We start from the raw sequence: 16,771 nt of genomic DNA on the forward strand, positions 1-16,771 counted from the left end.
GGTGTTTTATTTTTTACATGCCGATAAAGCGGGAGATGAAGCGGTTCAGCTTCCGCTCGATGTTCTGCGGGTAGAGAGACAGGGAGGAGTTGCCCTGTTCCGCCATGCTCAACGCGCGGGCGACGTCGATTTTGCCATAGCCGAAGTCGATGTCCTTGCCTGGCGTACCCAGATCCGTCGCGCTCTGGCGCATGATCTCGTACACCTCTGTATTTTTGAGCCCCGGGTTGATCGAACGGATAAGTGCCGCAAGCGCCGTCACATGCGGAGATGCCATTGACGTGCCTGACAAGGCGGCATATTGATTGTTCGGGTAGGTGCTGGCGATCGAGGTGCCGGGCGCCACGACATCGACGTAATTGCCGTAATTGGAATAAGAAGCGCGCTTGTCATCGGCGTCAGTCGCAGAGACGGCGAATACTTCGGGATACGCTGCCGGGTAGCCCGGGCGCTTCGTATTGTCGTTGCCTGTAGCGGCGATGAGAACGACATCGCGCTCGAAGGCGTATTTGACGGCATCATGGAGGAATGCCCCATCCACATAGTTGCCCAGACTCAGATTGATGACTTTGGCCCCGTTATCGGTGGCCCAAATAATCCCTTCCGCGACGGAATAGGTGGTTCCCGAGCCGGTGCTGTCCAGCGCCTTGATCGGCAAGATCGGATTGACCCAGGTCATGCCGGCGACGCCTTCCCGGTTGTTCACATTGGCTCCGATAATGCCTGCCACATGGGTGCCGTGGCCGACATCGTCCTGGGGCGCTGCTTCCGGATCGAACACATTATAGCCGTCCATTAGCCGGCCCTTCAGATCATGATGCTTCATGTCGACCCCGGTATCGACGATCCCGATAATGACATTGTCGGCCCCTTTGCTGATGGACCAGCCCCGGTTCGTCTGAATGCTGGGCAAGTTCCATTGATAGGGCTTGTACAAGACGTCGTTCGGCTCTTCGACGGCTACGCCGGCCGGCTCGTTGCCAACCATCGGCAATATGCTTGTCGGGCGGGTCGTGCCGTTCGTCATGTACAGAAAATGGGGCTCGACATACAGCGGATTATACTGGGCGAAATATTGGGTCATTTGTTCCGCCGTCATCCGCTTGGATCGGAACACATAGGTAGCTCCCAGCCTGTGCTTGCGCGGCTGTTCGCTTCCGGTATCCCGCATCATGCGCTCCAACGAATCCGCCGTCGGCTCGTCCCGGAACCGCACCACGACTTCGTTCTCGTAATAATGGCTCGTTCCGGCATTGTCTTCTCCATCCTTCACCTTCACGTCCCGCATCGAATCTGAATCCACGGATTTGACGCGGAATCTGGATTCGGGCGGATAAGGGACGAGGCGCAAATTTTTCTGCTGAAGCTTACGCACGGTCTGAACGACATGCTGATTGACGAGGGCCACGATGGCATGGTTCTTGCCGGGGGCCGGTATCCCCATGACGATATGATGCTTGCCTTGGATGGTCATCTGCGGGGATACGTACGATTGCTGCTTTTTGACGGACGATTCCGCGATTTTCAAGTGCTCCGTCAGTTTTTGATTGCCAGTCCGCGTCGTATCCTTCGGCAGCTCGCCTTTGACCCATACCGTTCCCTCGCCGAAATCCATCCATTTCATATAAATGAAATGGGGGTGCGCTTGTATAAATTCCTCGGCAAGCGTATTCATCTGCTTCGGCGTCTGCCCATGCCACTCTTCGAGGGCCGCATCGATGTCTCTGCGGGCGTCCATGGTGAACAAGCGCTCCGTAAAATGCATATCCTGTTGAAGGACCTGATTTTTGATATGGATTTCCTGCATCGCGGCCGTACGTCCATTCTCAACCGGAGCGCGGTTCGCGGACCAGAGTAACGGAATGGCCAGAATTGCCGTTCCCAGAGCGGCAATGCCTACCCAATGGCGGGGTTTCAACATATGATGTTCCTCCTTGTCCGGGCCGTATCCATCTGCTCCAGCCACACGGAACATTCTCGTCTGCGGAGCGCGGGGTATGGAAGATTTGGCTTTAGCTTGAGACGTTGCGAACCAAATTATTCGGACAGCAAAAGGAAGCCAAACATTGGTTGCGGACAGTACCTTTTTGCTTTTATTTATGGTAGGATAAAATGGCAAAATGGTATTCGGTTGAAGCGTTCAGGTATGCAATGACGCGATTAAGGGAGGAGCTTTTTCCATGTCAGCATCCACAGTAAGACAGCAATGCGAGTTGGCCCGGGGCCATGTGGCACAAGCAGCAGACAAACTGGAGCAGTTTTTGAACGGGCATACGCTGGCCCAATTGGCCGGTGAGCAGACAGATGAAGAAACGTTGGCTTTTTACAAAGGACTACTGGCAGATTTCCGGCACTTGCTCGTTTTTTCCGAGATCAGTTATGAGAGGCTCGGCGTAGCGCTGCGGCGGGCGAATTTCGAGCAGCCGTTTGCGGAGAAAGCGCTGTATGAGCTGTATCATCATTGCGTGCATGCCTTCTTCAATCCGAAGCATGAAGCGTACACCGAGGATGGGCGGTATGCGTATACCGGCCGGGAAGCGATACGCTTCCGCATGACCCCCGAGCCCGGGGTGAAGCGCCTGGTTCAGGAATTGTCCCGGCTGTTCGAAGAGCTGCGGGAGGAGCTAAGCTACTACGAAAGCGATTATATGTCAGAGCGGCGAATGCAGCTTATCCCATGAACGGGCGAAGCTTGGCCGATGGCCAGCCGCACAAATAACGGAATTAGAGTCAATGACGCTTCGGATTGGAACGGAGCGTCTTTTTGTGTTGGAAATGGGCATGGCGGCACGGCATAGGGGCGGCGGCGGCAGGACATCCTGTGTAATGGAGGTGACTGACATGAGTGACAAGCCATTGGTGAATTGCAGTGTATCCAACTGCAAGTTCTGGGGCGATTACCGCTGTCAAGCCAGCGAGATTATGATTGAAATCGATAAGCACGCATCCGCGAATTTGAAGTCAGAATTCGCTGATGAGTATGGCCCTCACAAAGATACAGCTTCCAAATCATCCGTAACCTGCTGCCAAACGTTTGAACCGAAATAACATACGGTACGGGAGGGACAATGGGATGAAAGCGAAAGGCCGCCGCCACAAAAAGAACCGCCACCGCGAGTCGAAGGCGCGGGATACCGAATTCGCTGCCGAAGCAGGGACTCTTCCTCCCCGGGAGGCGATGAACGCTGACGCTGAGAAGGAACGGGGAAAAATTGATCATTTTTCCGGAGTGGGCGCCATTGCCGTAGGGTTTTCTCTTGTATCGGTCATCATGTTTCCATTTGTGCTTGGCCTGAGCGGCATCGCGCTTGGAGGCCTGTCGTATTTGCAAGGGAGCCGTTCCTTGGGGATGATGGCCATGATCGTTGGTGTTTTCGCCATCGTGCTTCGTCTGATGCTGCTGGCATCCATGTAATCATACTCTGTTTCGGGCTTGTAACCGCTGCGGCGGGGACAAGCTCTTTATCATATAGAATGAAAAGTCCAATGCAAAAAAGATGGTGCGATCAGCGGAAAACGTGTAAAATAACAAGTAATGTCGAAGTTGCAGGGGATCAACAACGGCGGAAGCGGGGATAATGGCGCGCTTCCCATGCTGTTTTGATCTTTTTTGTTTACAGAGGATGTTCAAAAAGTCCGCTTTTGATAACGAAGAAAAGCTGTAAGTAACTCGGCATCGAATCTTGCATTCACTCTTGAAGTCCACTGCTCATGTAGTCTCGCCTACACTGCGCTGCTCCTTCTTCGAGTTCTTGCAACCTTCTCGGTGCTGAAAACCGGCCTTTTTGAACGTTCTTGATAAGGGTGTTCCCCAATTCGGCAGGAACACGGCTATAAGGAGGATTAGCTTGAAAACATCAACGGCGTCAATGCTATATTTTGATCATAGCGCCTCCACGCCTCCGCATCCGGACGTCATTCGGACGATGACGGAAGTGATGGAGCAAATATATGCGAATCCCTCTTCGATTCATCACATGGGTGGCCAGGCGGAGCAGTTGGTCCGGCGGGCGCGGGAAGTCGTGGCCGGCGCGTTGAACGCGTCCCCGAACGACGTCATTTTCACGTCCGGAGCGACCGAGAGCAACAACCTCGCCATACTGGGAACGGTCGGCGCTCTTGCCGGGGGCCGCTCGCGGCATATTATCACGTCGGCTGTAGAGCATGCCTCCGTCTACGAATGCTTCCGTGAGCTGGAGCGGGAGGGTACAGCCGTCACGTATTTGCCCGTAGATGAGCATGGGCGCATCCGTCCCGAGGATCTGGAAGCCGCGATCCGTCCGGAGACGGCGCTCATCTCGCTAATGCATGTCAATAATGAGACCGGATCGGTGCAGCCTCTTGCCGAGGCAGGCCGCATCGTGCGCGAGCATCCGGGTATCGTGTTCCACGTGGACGGCGTACAGGGCCTTGGCAAGCTTCCGGTCGATCTGGAAGGATGGGGTGTACATCTGTACAGCCTTTCCGGGCATAAAATCCGGGGCCCGAAAGGAGTCGGGGCCTTGCTGCGGCGCGGACAAGCTCCGTTGAAGCCGTTGTTCGCCGGAGGAGCGCAGGAGCATCGTCTCCGGCCGGGAACCGTCAATGTGCCGGGCGTGATCGCTCTATCCAAGGCGGTTCGTCTCGCCGTCGAAGAGCAGCAAGCGAATTACGAGCGCTGGTCTGAGCTGCGCGGACTGCTGCTCAGCCGGTTGGAGGAATGGGATCCGCTTGTATTGAACAGTCCGCCGCTTCCTCTTGCCGCGCCGCATATCGTCAATCTGTCGTTCCCCGGCATGAAATCCGAAGTGGTGGTGCATGCGCTCGAAGAACTGGGCATTATCGTCTCCACCCAATCGGCCTGCTCCTCCAAGCTGCACCAGCCGAGCCGGGTGCTGATGGCGATGACGAACGATACGGAACGCGCGGCGAGCGGGCTTCGCATCAGCATGGGCGCCGATACCGATGCGGCAAGCATCGAACGTCTGTCCGACGCATTGGCGGAAGTGACGAAGCGGCTGGCTCCCATGCGGACAAGCCGAAGATAAACAGGGGAAAGGACCGAACCAGCTATGAATTACGATATGATACTTCTCCGATACGGGGAATTGGCCATCAAAGGAAAGAACCGCGGCAGATTTGAAAAAGCCGCCTACCAGCATGTCAAGTTCGTGCTGGCGCCGTTCCCGCAGGCGAAAATTATCCGGGTATACGGCCGGATGTACGTGGAATTGAACGGAGAGCCGATAGAAGAAGTGGTCGGCGCCCTTCGCCGGGTGTTCGGCATCGTATCGCTAAGCCCGGTGAAGCGGGCTCCTTCGGAGCTGGAACCGATTGTGGAGACGGCGCTGCAGCTCATGGCCGAGATGAATCCGGGGGAAAATACGACCTTCAAGGTCACGGCCCGGAGAGCCTGGAAAGCCTTCCCGCACGGATCGCAGGAAATGAATCATCTGGTCGGCGCGCCGATTCTGCGCCAGTACCCGCAGCTCACCGTCGATGTCCGCAAGCCGGATATCGAGCTGCATGTCGAGGTCCGCGAGGAAGGGACCTATCTGTTCAATGAGGTTATTCCGGGCGCGGGCGGCTTCCCGCTGGCATCCAACGGGCGGGCGATGCTGCTGCTGTCCGGCGGAATTGACAGCCCCGTTGCCGGGTATCAGGCGCTGCGCAAAGGTCTGGAAATCGAGGCAATTCATTTCCACAGCTATCCGTTCACGAGCGAACGCGCCAAGCAAAAGGTGCTGGATCTGGCTCAGGTGCTCGCGAACTATGCCGGACGGATCCGCGTGCACCTCGTCCCTTTCACCGAGATTCAGACGCGGCTGCATCAGGACGCGCCGGATAATTTGATGATTACACTGATGCGGCGGGCGATGATGCGCATCTCAACCCGGTTGGCCGAACAGCGCAAAGCCGGGGCGCTCATCTCGGGGGACAGCCTCGGGCAAGTGGCGAGCCAGACGCTCGGGAGCATGAATGTCATCGGGCGTGTAACCGATCTGCCGCTTCTGCGCCCGCTTGTCACGATGGACAAAAATGAAATTATCCGAATTGCGGAGCAGATCGGAACATATGACCTGTCCATCCTGCCTTACGAGGATTGCTGCACCTTGTTCGTGCCGAAATCGCCCTCGACCAATCCGAATCTGCGTGTCGTCGAATATGCCGAGCACTCGATGAAGGATTACGAAGCGCTGCTGGAAGCGGCGGTGGCTCAGACGGAGTCCCTCGTATTACGGGCCGGCGGAAGTCCTGACCATGCGATTGTCCTGTCCGGGCCGGAACGGCAAGACGCTTCTCAAGCGGAGGTATCCGGCAAGCCGGACGAACAGCCTGCCCGGACGGATGACTGGTTCTAAGACCAGGTTGATTCTTGCGCTTCACGCCAAAAAAACGTCATAGCCTGTCTCCTCTGTTCATACATGTAGTAGACAGGGGGGACGGACTGTGGACTCGATATGGGTAATAGGGGAAATACTGCTGATCAATATGGTGCTGAGCGGGGACAATGCGGTGATTATCGCCATGGCTTCCCGCCATCTTCCCGAACATTACCGCCGCCAAGCGGTATGGTGGGGTGTAGGGGGCGCCGTCCTGATGCGTTGCGTGCTTACGGTTGTGGCCGTAACGCTGCTGCGAATTCCGCTGCTCCAAGCGGCGGGCGGAGCGATGCTCTTCGCCATCGCCGTCCAACTGACCACCTCACCCCGGCAAGAGCCGGATGCGATGAGAGAGGCCGGCTCCTTAGGGACGGCGATCCGCACCATTCTGATCGCGGATTTCGTGATGAGCCTGGATAATGTGCTCGCTATCGCGGCCATTGCGAAGGGGCGAATGGAATTCGTCATCATCGGCATTGCACTCAGCATTCCGCTTATTGTATGGGGCAGCGCGATCATCAGCCGCTGGCTGGAGCGGGTGCCGCTGCTCATGTATGCGGGAGCGGGAATTCTCGCTTACACCGCCGGGGAGATGATTGCGTCCGATACACAGATCGCCGCATGGCTAGGCCGGTCGGGCCTTCGCTTGGAAGGGAGCTTGCCTTGGGTAATGGTCGGAATGGCAATGCTTCTCAGTGTATTTTTTCGCGGCCGGGGCAAGATCGGAACAGAATAACACCCGTATGGTGCGATGATGCGGTATATGCATACGGCCGCTGCCCCTTTCGGGGAACGGCTGTTTTTTTGCGCCGTCTGCGGATTTTGCAAATTTTCAGGTGATGGTGGTATTTTTCCGGACTTTCATATACACTAGAAAAGATAAAAATGACGCACCGAACGCCGCACCCTGTTATCACATCGTAACCATGATGCATGGAGGTTTTGTCGAATGGGCAAAAATCAACAATTGATCGGCATCGTTATCCTCGCTGCAGGCTTATTTATATTGTTGGGCAAATGGGGAGTCTTTGCTTTTATCGGTGGCACACTGTGGCCGCTCATCATGTTTCTTGTCGGATTGGGCGCGTACGCCCTCGTTCGGGCGAGAATTGCCCCGCCTGTTACGATGGTGCCTGCCGGCATGCTGACCGTCTACGGCGTGCTGTTCATGCTGACGCATTGGATTAGCGCCAGTCTGTTCACATGGCTGTGGCCTCTGCTTCTGATTGGGGTCGGGGCAGGGTTGTACGGCTATTATGTGGAAGATCCGCTTCACCCCCGCAACGCATGGCTCGGCTCGCTGATGTTCGGCGGGGTAGGGATCGGCATTTTTATCCTGATGCTTATGATTACAATCAGCCTGTACATGATTGCGATTGCGCTCATCGTGGTTGGAGCCGCCCTCGTGTTCGGCCGCTTAGGCCGTAGATATTAAGAGGCATGCCGCAACATGGAGACACCATTCCGTCCGAGTAGAAACGCCGCCTTATTCCGGCGTTTTTCTTGATGAATTGCCTTGTTCGTCTAACCGCGGACGAGGACGATTCCAAATGCTTGTCATTCACATCCAGAAGGGAAAGGTTCAAGTATGCAAGATCGAAAAAACATTCGCAATATCGCAATTATCGCCCACGTTGACCATGGCAAGACGACGCTCGTGGATAAGCTTCTCCAGCAGTCCGGCACGTACCGCGAGAATGAAGTGGTGCAGGAACGCGTCATGGACTCCAACGATCTGGAGCGTGAACGCGGCATTACGATTTTGGCCAAAAATACGGCGATTACGTATAAAGATTACTTGATCAATATCGTGGATACTCCGGGTCACGCCGATTTCGGCGGAGAAGTGGAGCGCATTATGAAAATGGTCGACGGGGTGCTGCTCGTCGTCGATGCCTTCGAAGGCTGCATGCCGCAGACGAAGTTCGTGCTTCGCAAAGCGCTGGAGCATAATCTGACGCCGATCGTCGTCGTCAACAAAATCGACCGTCCGAATGCCCGGCCGCATGAAGTCATTGACGAGGTGCTTGAATTGTTCATCGAGCTCGATGCCAATGACGAACAGCTCGATTTCCCGGTCGTCTATGCATCCGCTCTGAACGGGACGTCTAGCTTGTCTCCGGAGCAGCAGGACAGTAACATGCAATCCCTCTATGACACGATCGTGGAGCATATCCCTTCTCCAACGGAGAACCCGGATGAGCCGCTCCAGTTCCTCGTCACCCTGCTTGACTACAATGAATATATGGGCCGTATTGCGATCGGCCGCGTGAACCGGGGCCGCATCCGCCAAGGGCAGACCGTCGCCGTCATCAACCGTGAGGGTCAGGTGAAGCAGGCGCGGATTGAGAAGCTGTTCGGCTTCCAAGGATTGAAGCGGGTCGAGCGCGACGAGGCCGGGGCCGGAGATATCGTGGCCATTGCCGGAATCAAGGATATCAATATCGGCGAGACGCTGGCCGATCCGGCGCATCCGGAAGCACTGCCTGTCCTTCATATTGACGAGCCTACGCTGCAGATGACCTTCGTAGTGAACAACAGTCCGTTCGCCGGAAGAGAAGGAAAATGGATTACGTCCCGCAAGCTGCGCGAACGGCTGATGAAGGAGCTGGAGACCGATGTCAGCTTGCGGGTGGAGGACACCGACAGTCCGGAGGCATTCATCGTCTCCGGTCGGGGCGAGCTTCACTTGGGCATTCTGATCGAAAATATGCGCCGTGAAGGCTATGAACTCCAAGTGTCGAAGCCGGAGGTCATCGTCAAAGTGATCGACGGCAAAAAAATGGAGCCAATCGAGCGGCTTGTTATCGACATTCCTGAAGATTGCACCGGTCCGGTCATGGAGAGCTTGGGCACCCGGCGGGCCGAGATGGTCAATATGATCAACCATGGCAACGGCCAGGTCCGCCTGGAATTTCTGATTCCGGCCCGCGGACTCATCGGATACCGCACCAATTTCCTGACGCTGACCCGCGGCTACGGCATTATGAACCATGCGTTCGACCATTACGGTCCTTATGTTGGCGGCCAAGTCGGCGGACGGCATCAAGGGGTGCTGGTCTCGACCGAGACGGGCACAAGCACCATGTACGGCATGTTGTCGGTAGAGGATCGCGGCGTGCTGTTCCTTCAGCCGGGAACCGAGGTGTATGAAGGCATGATCGTAGGCGAGCATAACCGCGACAACGACATCGTCGTCAACATCTGCAAAGAGAAGGCTTTGACGAACGTCCGGTCGGCAACGAAGGATGAAACGGTCCGCATGAAGACGCCGCGCCTGTTCTCGCTGGAGCAGGCTCTGGAATATTTGAATGATGATGAATACTGCGAGATCACTCCGTCCACAGTCCGGCTCCGCAAAAAAATTCTGAACAAGAGCGAACGCGAACGGGCAGAAAAAGTGCGCAAAATGTCCGAATCCCATGTATAATGAGATTTGGACAACGTTGGAAAAGGAGTGACCCTCGATGCAAGCGTGGTTGGCATCCCATCCATATATAAGCTACGTGCTTATTTTTGCGTTCATGGTGTACATCTTCAATAAAGTGTTCCGTACGCAGCAGAAGCTGCCTTTGCTCAAAGAAATTTTGGTGTATCTGTTTATGGCGGTCGGGGCGTTCATTCTGCTTATTTTCCAGATTGACAAGCTGCCGATCGTGCAGTGTCTGTCCGTGGCTGTCATCTTAATGTTCATGGTGCGCATCCGTTACTTCGTCGAAGAGCGGCGGCGCAAAAAAGAAGCGAATAATCAAGGCTGATTCGAGTTGACCCGCTGCCGGAAGGCAGCGGGCATCTGAACAGAAGGGACGAGGGCGCATATGATGAAGCTGCCGGTTGCGCTGTTCAATTGGCTGCAGATTAAGATCGTGGCAGATGCTCGCCCCGAGGATGGGGCGGCCAAGGAGACGGTTGCTTTTTTTGAAGATATTTTGCGCGAAGATCATCGGCTGGGTTCCGTCGCCGCGGTGTGGAACGAGGCGGAAGACAGCTATGTCGTTACCTATGAGCAGGACGGGGCCACGCATTCCGAGCGGTTCGAGCGGGACGAAGCGGAACGGCTGTGGAAAGACATTGAAGCGAATCCGAAATACAACGAGTAACATGATGTGGGAGGAACTATGAATTCATCGACACCATTGCCGCCGAGAAAACAACAGAGCGTAAAAGCAGCTCCGGCACGCAAAGGCATGCCGAAATGGCTAAAGGCCATTCTCATTGCGATTATCATTCTATCTCTCGGCGTCATCAGTTACGCCGGATACATATTGCTGTATGCCAACAATAGGCTGGATGACATCTCTACGGCCAAGGCCGGAGGAGAGGGAACAAGCACGGTTCAGGCCACGCTGACGCCGAAGAGCGAGCCGTTCTCGTTCGTGCTGCTCGGGCTGGATTACCGGCCGGAGCTTCCGGGGAAGAGGACGGATGTCATTATGGTCGGCGCGATTCATCCCGACACGCAGGAAGCGGTGCTCGTCTCGCTGCCACGGGATACGTACTTCAATATTCCGGGATACGGACCGGATAAGCTGAATCATTTTTATCCTAACTTCTATGTAATGAAAGAGCGGGGCACCTTGGACAGCGACACGCCGGAGGACGAGATGCGGGTGATGCTCGGCCAATATTTAGGCGTCGATCTGGATTATACGGCCGTCATTAACTTCAAAGGCTTCGTCGACCTGGTCGATGCGGTCGGCGGTGTCGATGTCAATGTCGATCAAGATATGTGCTACGTTGACAAAGAAGATGGCACGCATATTAATTTGAGCAAAGGCTTTCAACATTTGGACGGCAAAAATGCGCTCGACTTCGTCCGTTACCGCAAATCGAACTGGCGATGCAGTCCTCAGACGCCGGGAACAACCGATTTCGACCGCAATAAGCGCCAGAATGCCGTGCTGAAAGAGATCGTCAGCAACATGCAGTCGTTGGGCGGCCTTACAAAGGCGACGGATGTCATTGACGCCCTTGCGGACAATTTCACGATCGACATGCTGCCATCCCAGATTCGCAGCGCCCTGACAACGTATATTACGATTGATAAGGACAATATCCATTACATCTCGGTCGACGGAGACTGGAAGAGCCCTTATATTTATCCGTTCGAGAATAAATTGGAAGAGGCGAAGCAGGCAATTAAGGACGTCTTGGCAGGCAAATCGCTCAAGGAGCCGGCCGTTCCGGAAGGTACGACGGATCCGGCGGAGACGCCTGCTGCGCCGGCGGCCTAGTTATACAGGTTGTATGCAATTTTTGTTACATCGATTAATACAATAGAATGACAGGAGCGAACTTTGTATAGGAGGTCGAAGCGATGCCGACGCAGCCAGCCGCCATGCAAAATGGACAGCAGGACAGAACGCTGAACATGCCAGGCAGCGGCATGCTGCCGCCCGACACTGTGACGGCCTCCAGCCGGCGCGCGTCTATTGATGGGGCCGACGCGAGTTCGGTTCCCATGAGCAAAAAGCCTAGTACACACTAGGCTTTTTGCTGCATTTAGGAACGGTCCGCGGCTGTCCTGTCTGGCATGGCAGCAGCCATGCTCGTAGAGCCGCAGGCCGCTGCGCCTGACGGCTTGCCGTTAACGCGCCTGCTGGGAGCGGGCTCCGTTCGTCGGGCTCGGTTCCGGCGCATTCGACTCGATCTGCTTGACGTCATTCGGAATTTGCGGAACGATGCGCCCCACGATATCGGCGAGCTCATTCGCGAAGCCGGATATCGGCCGGCCCTGCCGAATATCGGCGGTCATCTCGCGCAGTCTTGCATTAATGTCCATGTCGGCCGTCACGAGCGCGTTGGCTCCATACTTATCCTTGCTCAAGGCCTCGGCTACGGAATATTTAACGGTTCCGACCCGGGAGCGTTCCATCCCGGAATCGACATCAATGCCGACGATCGCCGTATTTCCGAAGACGACGCAATTCGCGTTTTTGACGCCGGGAACTTTACGGGCCAGATTGGCCAGATGTTGGCTTACCGCCCCCGCGTCTTGAATGTTGCCCTTGCCGTCCTGGATCGGCTGAGCCTGACCTCCCGCGTAACCTCCCGGTGTCGCTTGCCTGTTCGCATTGCCGCATCCGGCGAGCATCCCTACGATCACGATAGCAACCAGCAATCTATGCATCACGTATCAACCTTTCCTTTTGTTTGACAATAAAAATGAGACTTCCGATTGAGTATAGTGTGAACGGCCGCGGCATTTTTTATGTAATGTAAAATGAATCGCCACACCCTCCCTCTTGGAACGGTCTGTTCGGCGAAAGGAGAATCCAATGAGCAAAATATTTGTATTGGATACGAACGTGCTGCTGCATGATCCGAATGCGCTGTTTGCTTTTCAAGATAATGAAGTGATCATTCCTGCCGTTGTGCTCGAAGAAATGGATTCGAAAAAACGCAATGCCGATGAGCTCGGACGCAATGCGCGATCGGTATCCCGGCTGCTGGACGGCTTGCGGGAACACGGTCATCTGCATCATGGCGTCCGTCTCCCCAACGGAGGCACGCTAAAGGTGGAATTGAATCACCGCAGCTTCGTCAAGGTACAGGAGATGTTCGGAGAGGTATCGAACGACAACCGCATACTGGCTGTCGCCTTGAATTACCATTTGGAGCAAAAGCAAGCGGAGCATCCGGCGGAAGTCATCCTGGTGAGCAAGGATGTGCTTGTCCGGATTAAGGCCGACGTGCTTGGATTGCATGCGGAGGACTATTTGTCCGACCGGACGGTTCAATCGGGTGATGAATTGTACAGCGGCCTGTTCTCCGTTCATGTTCACCCCAGCATCATCGATGAATTCTACTCCTGCCGGATGCTCCAGCTGAAGCAGCTCGGGCTGCGGCTGCATCCGCATCAATTCGTCATTTTGAAGGACGAGATCGGCACGAGCAAATCCGCCTTGCTCAAGGTAAATGCCGAGGGCACCAAGCTGGAGCCGCTCTATTTGAGCAATGATCCGGTATGGGGGATTACGGCGCGCAACGCCCAGCAGCGGATGGCGCTCGAACTGCTGCTCAACGACGACATTCCACTGGTGACGCTGACAGGGAAAGCCGGCACGGGCAAGACGCTCCTGGCGTTGGCCGCCGGGCTGATGAAGGTGGAAGATGAGCGGAAGTACAAGAAGCTGTTGATTGCGCGGCCGGTCGTGCCCATGGGCAAGGATATCGGATATTTGCCCGGGGAGAAGGAGGAGAAGCTGCGGCCGTGGATGCAGCCGATTTACGATAATCTGGAGTTCCTGTTCGATACGAAAAAATCCGGGGATATCGACAAAATCCTGGTCGGCATGAACAACATTCAGGTGGAGGCGCTGACGTACATTCGAGGCCGCTCCATTCCGGGGCAGTTCATCATTATTGACGAAGCGCAAAATTTATCCAAGCATGAGGTCAAGACGATTGTCTCCCGGGTCGGAGAGGGCAGCAAAATCATCCTGATGGGGGATCCGGCGCAAATTGACCATCCGTATCTCGATTCGGCGAGCAACGGCCTGACCCATCTGGTGGAACGGTTCAAAACCGAGGGGATCAGCGGCCATGTGACGCTTGAGAAGGGGGAGCGGTCGCGCCTTGCCCAGATTGCGGCAGACTTGCTGTAGAATTGTACGTCAGATGCAGCCGGGCGTCACAGGTGGAGGAGGAACGGCTCGGGGCGAAATAGTGCTCCGGGCTTATTATTTTGCCATAATCGGATTCCGGGGTAAGGACAAGGTAGGCCAACGGTGCTACAATAGATATCAGGAGAAGTGAGGAACGGACGGAAGGGAGAGGGCAATGCCGCAATTCAAAAAAACGCTGGTCACGATCATGATGGTCTTCGTATCGCTGCTCTTGTTGTTCCAGTTCAGCGGCAGCGTCCCGCAGCAGGCGGAGCAGGATGCCTCTCCGGAGACCGACGTGAAGCCGTCGCAGGACAACGCGGGCCCCAAGCCATTGAAGCAATTGAAGGTGGCGGTGCAGCTCCCGTCGATGTCCTTCATCCAGCTTCGGCGCTTGAACCAGATGTTCATGGACGAGACCGGCATCTACGTCGAGTTGATTAACAGCTCCGTGCAGGAGGTAGAGGAAGAGTGGCCGAAGGCGATGCAGATGGAGCAGGGCGCTGATATTTTGCTGCTCGACAGTGAATCAGTGATCCCGTATGCGCGAAGAGGCTGGCTTCTGCCGCTCGATCCATCGATGAACGGAGGAGATTCGGTGCCGGCCTGGTTAAGCGACCGGGTGCGGTGGAACGGCTATGCCTGGGGCATGCCGGTTCAATTGGATCCTTATGTGCTCGTGTGGAACAAAAATAGAGTGAAATCTGCGAGCGGTGCATCCGCTCTGCCCAGCGATTGGAGCGGGTGGAAGCGGCTGTTCGACGAGAATGCGCCGGCAGTGGACGAGGAGCCGCCGGAAGCGCCGGACGGTCTGCCTTCGTCCGGTATCATTCCACCGCCGGCTATCTCTCCGGCAGCCGGCGAACGGCTTCCGTACCAATGGTTCGCGTGGCATGCGGAGGATCATCGGGCCTTGCTGTCGCTATTGTGGAGGCTCGGATTGCTTCATCCCGAATTTGTGCCGGCACAGGGAGGCCCGGAATGGGCCGGAAGGCAGACGGACAGCACAGAGGCCTCGGAGGTCCGGTGGAAGCAGACGCTGCCGGAGCTGGAGCCGTACTTGGCACATTTTCAACCTTGGAGCCCGGAATCCAGCCACATGGATACATGGGAGAAGCTGAAGGCGGGAGTGATCGCCTTCGCGATCGTCCCCTACTCGGAAGCGGCGCTGGAAGCGAGCGCCCCGCTGGCCGTCGAGCCGGCCGGAGAAGCTGCTCCGCCGGCGGGACAATGGGTGACGAGCCGCAGCTATGTCCTCGCGTCGCATACGGAAGCGGAGCAAGAAGCGAGACACTGGATCGCCTATATGACCCAATGGTCTGTCCAGCAGGAATGGTTCGAGACGCTGTCCGTCCTTCCTGTTCATGAGCAGGCGTATCTCTCCCAGAGCAGCGAGCGGCTGCTGCCGGAGCCATTTCGGCCGAAGCAGGAACGGAAGCGGCATGTATACAAGGAGGCGGAAGGGCTGGAGCAATGGTCCGGCGCCGCCAGCCGCTGGATGGCCGGACAGCTCGCCACGAAGCAGCTGCAGCTGGAATGGAATCAGCATATGAACGCAGAGAAAACCATCAACAGGGATTGAATGCCGCTGTTGATGGTTGTTTGTGTTGCCTACCATTTCATAGACAGATGCACCGTAATCTGGTTGTCTTCCACGCTGACATCGGTTGCTTCAATGAACGATACCAGCCGCTGTGGATAGAAGCCGAGATCGAATTCCTCTTCCAATTGCGAACGGGTCGTGTCCGGCAGTTCCAGGCCATTGAACATCAGGCGGTCGACATGGAACAGCATCATATTTTCCGGCTCGCTCTCCAGCGTGTAATGGCCTTGAACGAATACGTTCAGTCCGGCGCTCTCTCCTTCGGCAGACACCGAACCTTCCTGGAAGCGGAAGGAGAACTCCTCGAAAATCGGATCCTGCTCGCGCAGAAATTGATTCAGTTCTTCTTCTTGGATCGTAATGGTATACTTAGTACCATCGATTTGCAGATTGCCACTCTTCTTCACGAATTCCGGCAGCTTCTGCATCGCATCGGCCAGGGCGCGGAAATGTCGGCGCACCTCATACATGCCGATGTTCTGCCAATAGGAGGTGAACTCCTGGATAAGCCGGCTCATCGCTTCCGGATCGCTGCTGTTCGCCAGATTGGAATCGAGCTCCCGCTGCAGGGCGTTCACTCTGTCGCGCTGCCGGATAAGCTGTTCCTTGACCTGCGACAATTCCCGTTCCGTGCGGGCTAACGTATCGCGAAGCCGATTCAGATTTTTCAACTGCTCGGAATACGTCTCCAATATTTCTTGATCGGTCTTGAACAGGAACTGATAATAGTCGAACAACAGCCAGATGGAGTGTTCGTCCCGGGCGGAGAGCAGGGCCTGAAGCAGCATGTCGCGCTCTCCCATATAATAGGCGCGGAGCACGCGGCCCGCCTGCTCCCGCTTCTGATCGAAGGCGGCCGCCTGCTTGCGGAGGGCGTCTTCCGTCTGGCGCCGTTCCCCGGCAGCGGTCGACTCCTTCGCGGCGATTCGCTCGATCTCTTTGTTAAGCTCGGTAACCGACAAGCTCTGCTGGAGCAGCTTGCGCTCCGCTTCGGTCGGCTCCTTGCTCCAGCCTGTATGAACCGTCGGTTCCGCACGAGTGGCACCGGGCACCGCAATGGAGATGAGAAGTATAAATGCGAGTCCCAACAGCGCATAGCGCGCACGCTGTGCCAGTGACATCGGGTTCCCCCCTTACAAACGGTATGCACAACTCATCGTATGTCTCGTCCAGACGGGATATGACCTCTTTCCCGGCTC

Annotated in this window: 17 protein-coding genes; 13 read left to right on the forward strand and 4 right to left on the reverse strand. The window is 55.9% G+C overall.

Annotated elements, in window-relative coordinates:
• Nucleotides 1–13: 13 nt before the first annotated feature.
• Nucleotides 14–1,921 (reverse strand): S8 family peptidase, encoded by a 1,908-nt coding sequence (locus tag NNL35_RS12240; RefSeq protein ID WP_006675600.1) that lies wholly within the window; start codon nucleotides 1,919–1,921, stop codon nucleotides 14–16.
• A 259-nt stretch (nucleotides 1,922–2,180) separates the two neighbouring features.
• On the opposite strand from NNL35_RS12240, the gene NNL35_RS12245 reads away from it, so the two are divergent.
• The 11 genes from NNL35_RS12245 to NNL35_RS12295 all read left to right on the forward strand — a co-directional run bounded on the left by NNL35_RS12245 (nucleotide 2,181) and on the right by NNL35_RS12295 (nucleotide 11,596).
• On the forward strand, nucleotides 2,181–2,681 hold the full coding sequence (locus NNL35_RS12245) for a DUF3907 family protein (protein WP_006675601.1): 501 nt from the start codon (nucleotides 2,181–2,183) through the stop codon (nucleotides 2,679–2,681).
• A gap of 160 nt (nucleotides 2,682–2,841) precedes the next feature.
• Entirely contained in the window at nucleotides 2,842–3,048 is a 207-nt protein-coding gene (locus tag NNL35_RS12250) for a DUF1540 domain-containing protein (protein ID WP_040730299.1), read from the forward strand.
• A gap of 25 nt (nucleotides 3,049–3,073) precedes the next feature.
• On the forward strand, nucleotides 3,074–3,415 hold the full coding sequence (locus NNL35_RS12255; RefSeq protein ID WP_006675603.1) for a hypothetical protein: 342 nt from the start codon (nucleotides 3,074–3,076) through the stop codon (nucleotides 3,413–3,415).
• 454 nt (nucleotides 3,416–3,869) lie between these two features.
• Entirely contained in the window at nucleotides 3,870–5,027 is a 1,158-nt protein-coding gene (locus NNL35_RS12260) for a cysteine desulfurase family protein (protein ID WP_040730271.1), read from the forward strand.
• A 24-nt stretch (nucleotides 5,028–5,051) separates the two neighbouring features.
• The gene (gene thiI, locus NNL35_RS12265; RefSeq protein WP_006675605.1) at nucleotides 5,052–6,341 is read left to right on the forward strand and encodes a tRNA uracil 4-sulfurtransferase ThiI; all 1,290 of its coding nucleotides are present in this window, start codon (nucleotides 5,052–5,054) and stop codon (nucleotides 6,339–6,341) included.
• An 88-nt stretch (nucleotides 6,342–6,429) separates the two neighbouring features.
• A complete protein-coding gene (locus NNL35_RS12270) occupies nucleotides 6,430–7,098 on the forward strand; it encodes a TerC family protein (protein ID WP_006675606.1) in 669 nt (222 codons plus the stop codon).
• A 213-nt stretch (nucleotides 7,099–7,311) separates the two neighbouring features.
• On the forward strand, nucleotides 7,312–7,797 hold the full coding sequence (locus NNL35_RS12275; RefSeq protein ID WP_006675607.1) for a hypothetical protein: 486 nt from the start codon (nucleotides 7,312–7,314) through the stop codon (nucleotides 7,795–7,797).
• A 153-nt stretch (nucleotides 7,798–7,950) separates the two neighbouring features.
• Entirely contained in the window at nucleotides 7,951–9,792 is a 1,842-nt protein-coding gene (gene typA, locus NNL35_RS12280; protein WP_006675608.1) for a translational GTPase TypA, read from the forward strand.
• 37 nt (nucleotides 9,793–9,829) lie between these two features.
• Nucleotides 9,830–10,120 carry a YlaH-like family protein gene (locus NNL35_RS12285; RefSeq protein WP_006675609.1) on the forward strand — a complete coding sequence of 97 codons (291 nt, stop codon included), beginning with the start codon at nucleotides 9,830–9,832 and terminating at the stop codon, nucleotides 10,118–10,120.
• Nucleotides 10,121–10,180: 60 nt separating this feature from the next.
• Entirely contained in the window at nucleotides 10,181–10,462 is a 282-nt protein-coding gene (locus NNL35_RS12290; protein WP_006675610.1) for a hypothetical protein, read from the forward strand.
• A gap of 18 nt (nucleotides 10,463–10,480) precedes the next feature.
• Nucleotides 10,481–11,596: an LCP family protein gene (locus NNL35_RS12295; RefSeq protein ID WP_006675611.1), complete on the forward strand. Its 1,116-nt coding sequence runs from the start codon at nucleotides 10,481–10,483 to the stop codon at nucleotides 11,594–11,596.
• A 34-nt stretch (nucleotides 11,597–11,630) separates the two neighbouring features.
• Here the strand turns inward: NNL35_RS12295 and NNL35_RS12300 are convergent, their stop codons facing one another.
• Both NNL35_RS12300 and NNL35_RS12305 read right to left on the reverse strand, forming a co-directional pair.
• Nucleotides 11,631–11,825 (reverse strand): hypothetical protein, encoded by a 195-nt coding sequence (locus NNL35_RS12300; RefSeq protein ID WP_138985609.1) that lies wholly within the window; start codon nucleotides 11,823–11,825, stop codon nucleotides 11,631–11,633.
• Nucleotides 11,826–11,949: 124 nt separating this feature from the next.
• Nucleotides 11,950–12,492 carry a YhcN/YlaJ family sporulation lipoprotein gene (locus NNL35_RS12305; protein ID WP_040730301.1) on the reverse strand — a complete coding sequence of 181 codons (543 nt, stop codon included), beginning with the start codon at nucleotides 12,490–12,492 and terminating at the stop codon, nucleotides 11,950–11,952.
• A gap of 148 nt (nucleotides 12,493–12,640) precedes the next feature.
• Between NNL35_RS12305 and NNL35_RS12310 the strand changes: the two genes are divergently transcribed.
• Both NNL35_RS12310 and NNL35_RS12315 read left to right on the forward strand, forming a co-directional pair.
• Nucleotides 12,641–13,969 carry a PhoH family protein gene (locus NNL35_RS12310; protein ID WP_006675613.1) on the forward strand — a complete coding sequence of 443 codons (1,329 nt, stop codon included), beginning with the start codon at nucleotides 12,641–12,643 and terminating at the stop codon, nucleotides 13,967–13,969.
• Nucleotides 13,970–14,144: 175 nt separating this feature from the next.
• Nucleotides 14,145–15,551 (forward strand): extracellular solute-binding protein, encoded by a 1,407-nt coding sequence (locus NNL35_RS12315; protein WP_006675614.1) that lies wholly within the window; start codon nucleotides 14,145–14,147, stop codon nucleotides 15,549–15,551.
• 29 nt (nucleotides 15,552–15,580) lie between these two features.
• Here the strand turns inward: NNL35_RS12315 and NNL35_RS12320 are convergent, their stop codons facing one another.
• Nucleotides 15,581–16,693: a hypothetical protein gene (locus NNL35_RS12320; protein WP_006675615.1), complete on the reverse strand. Its 1,113-nt coding sequence runs from the start codon at nucleotides 16,691–16,693 to the stop codon at nucleotides 15,581–15,583.
• Nucleotides 16,694–16,771: the final 78 nt, after the last annotated feature.

It is taken from the genome of Paenibacillus dendritiformis (assembly GCF_945605565.1).
In the GTDB taxonomy this organism is placed as follows: Bacteria; Bacillota; Bacilli; order Paenibacillales; family Paenibacillaceae; genus Paenibacillus_B; species Paenibacillus_B dendritiformis_A.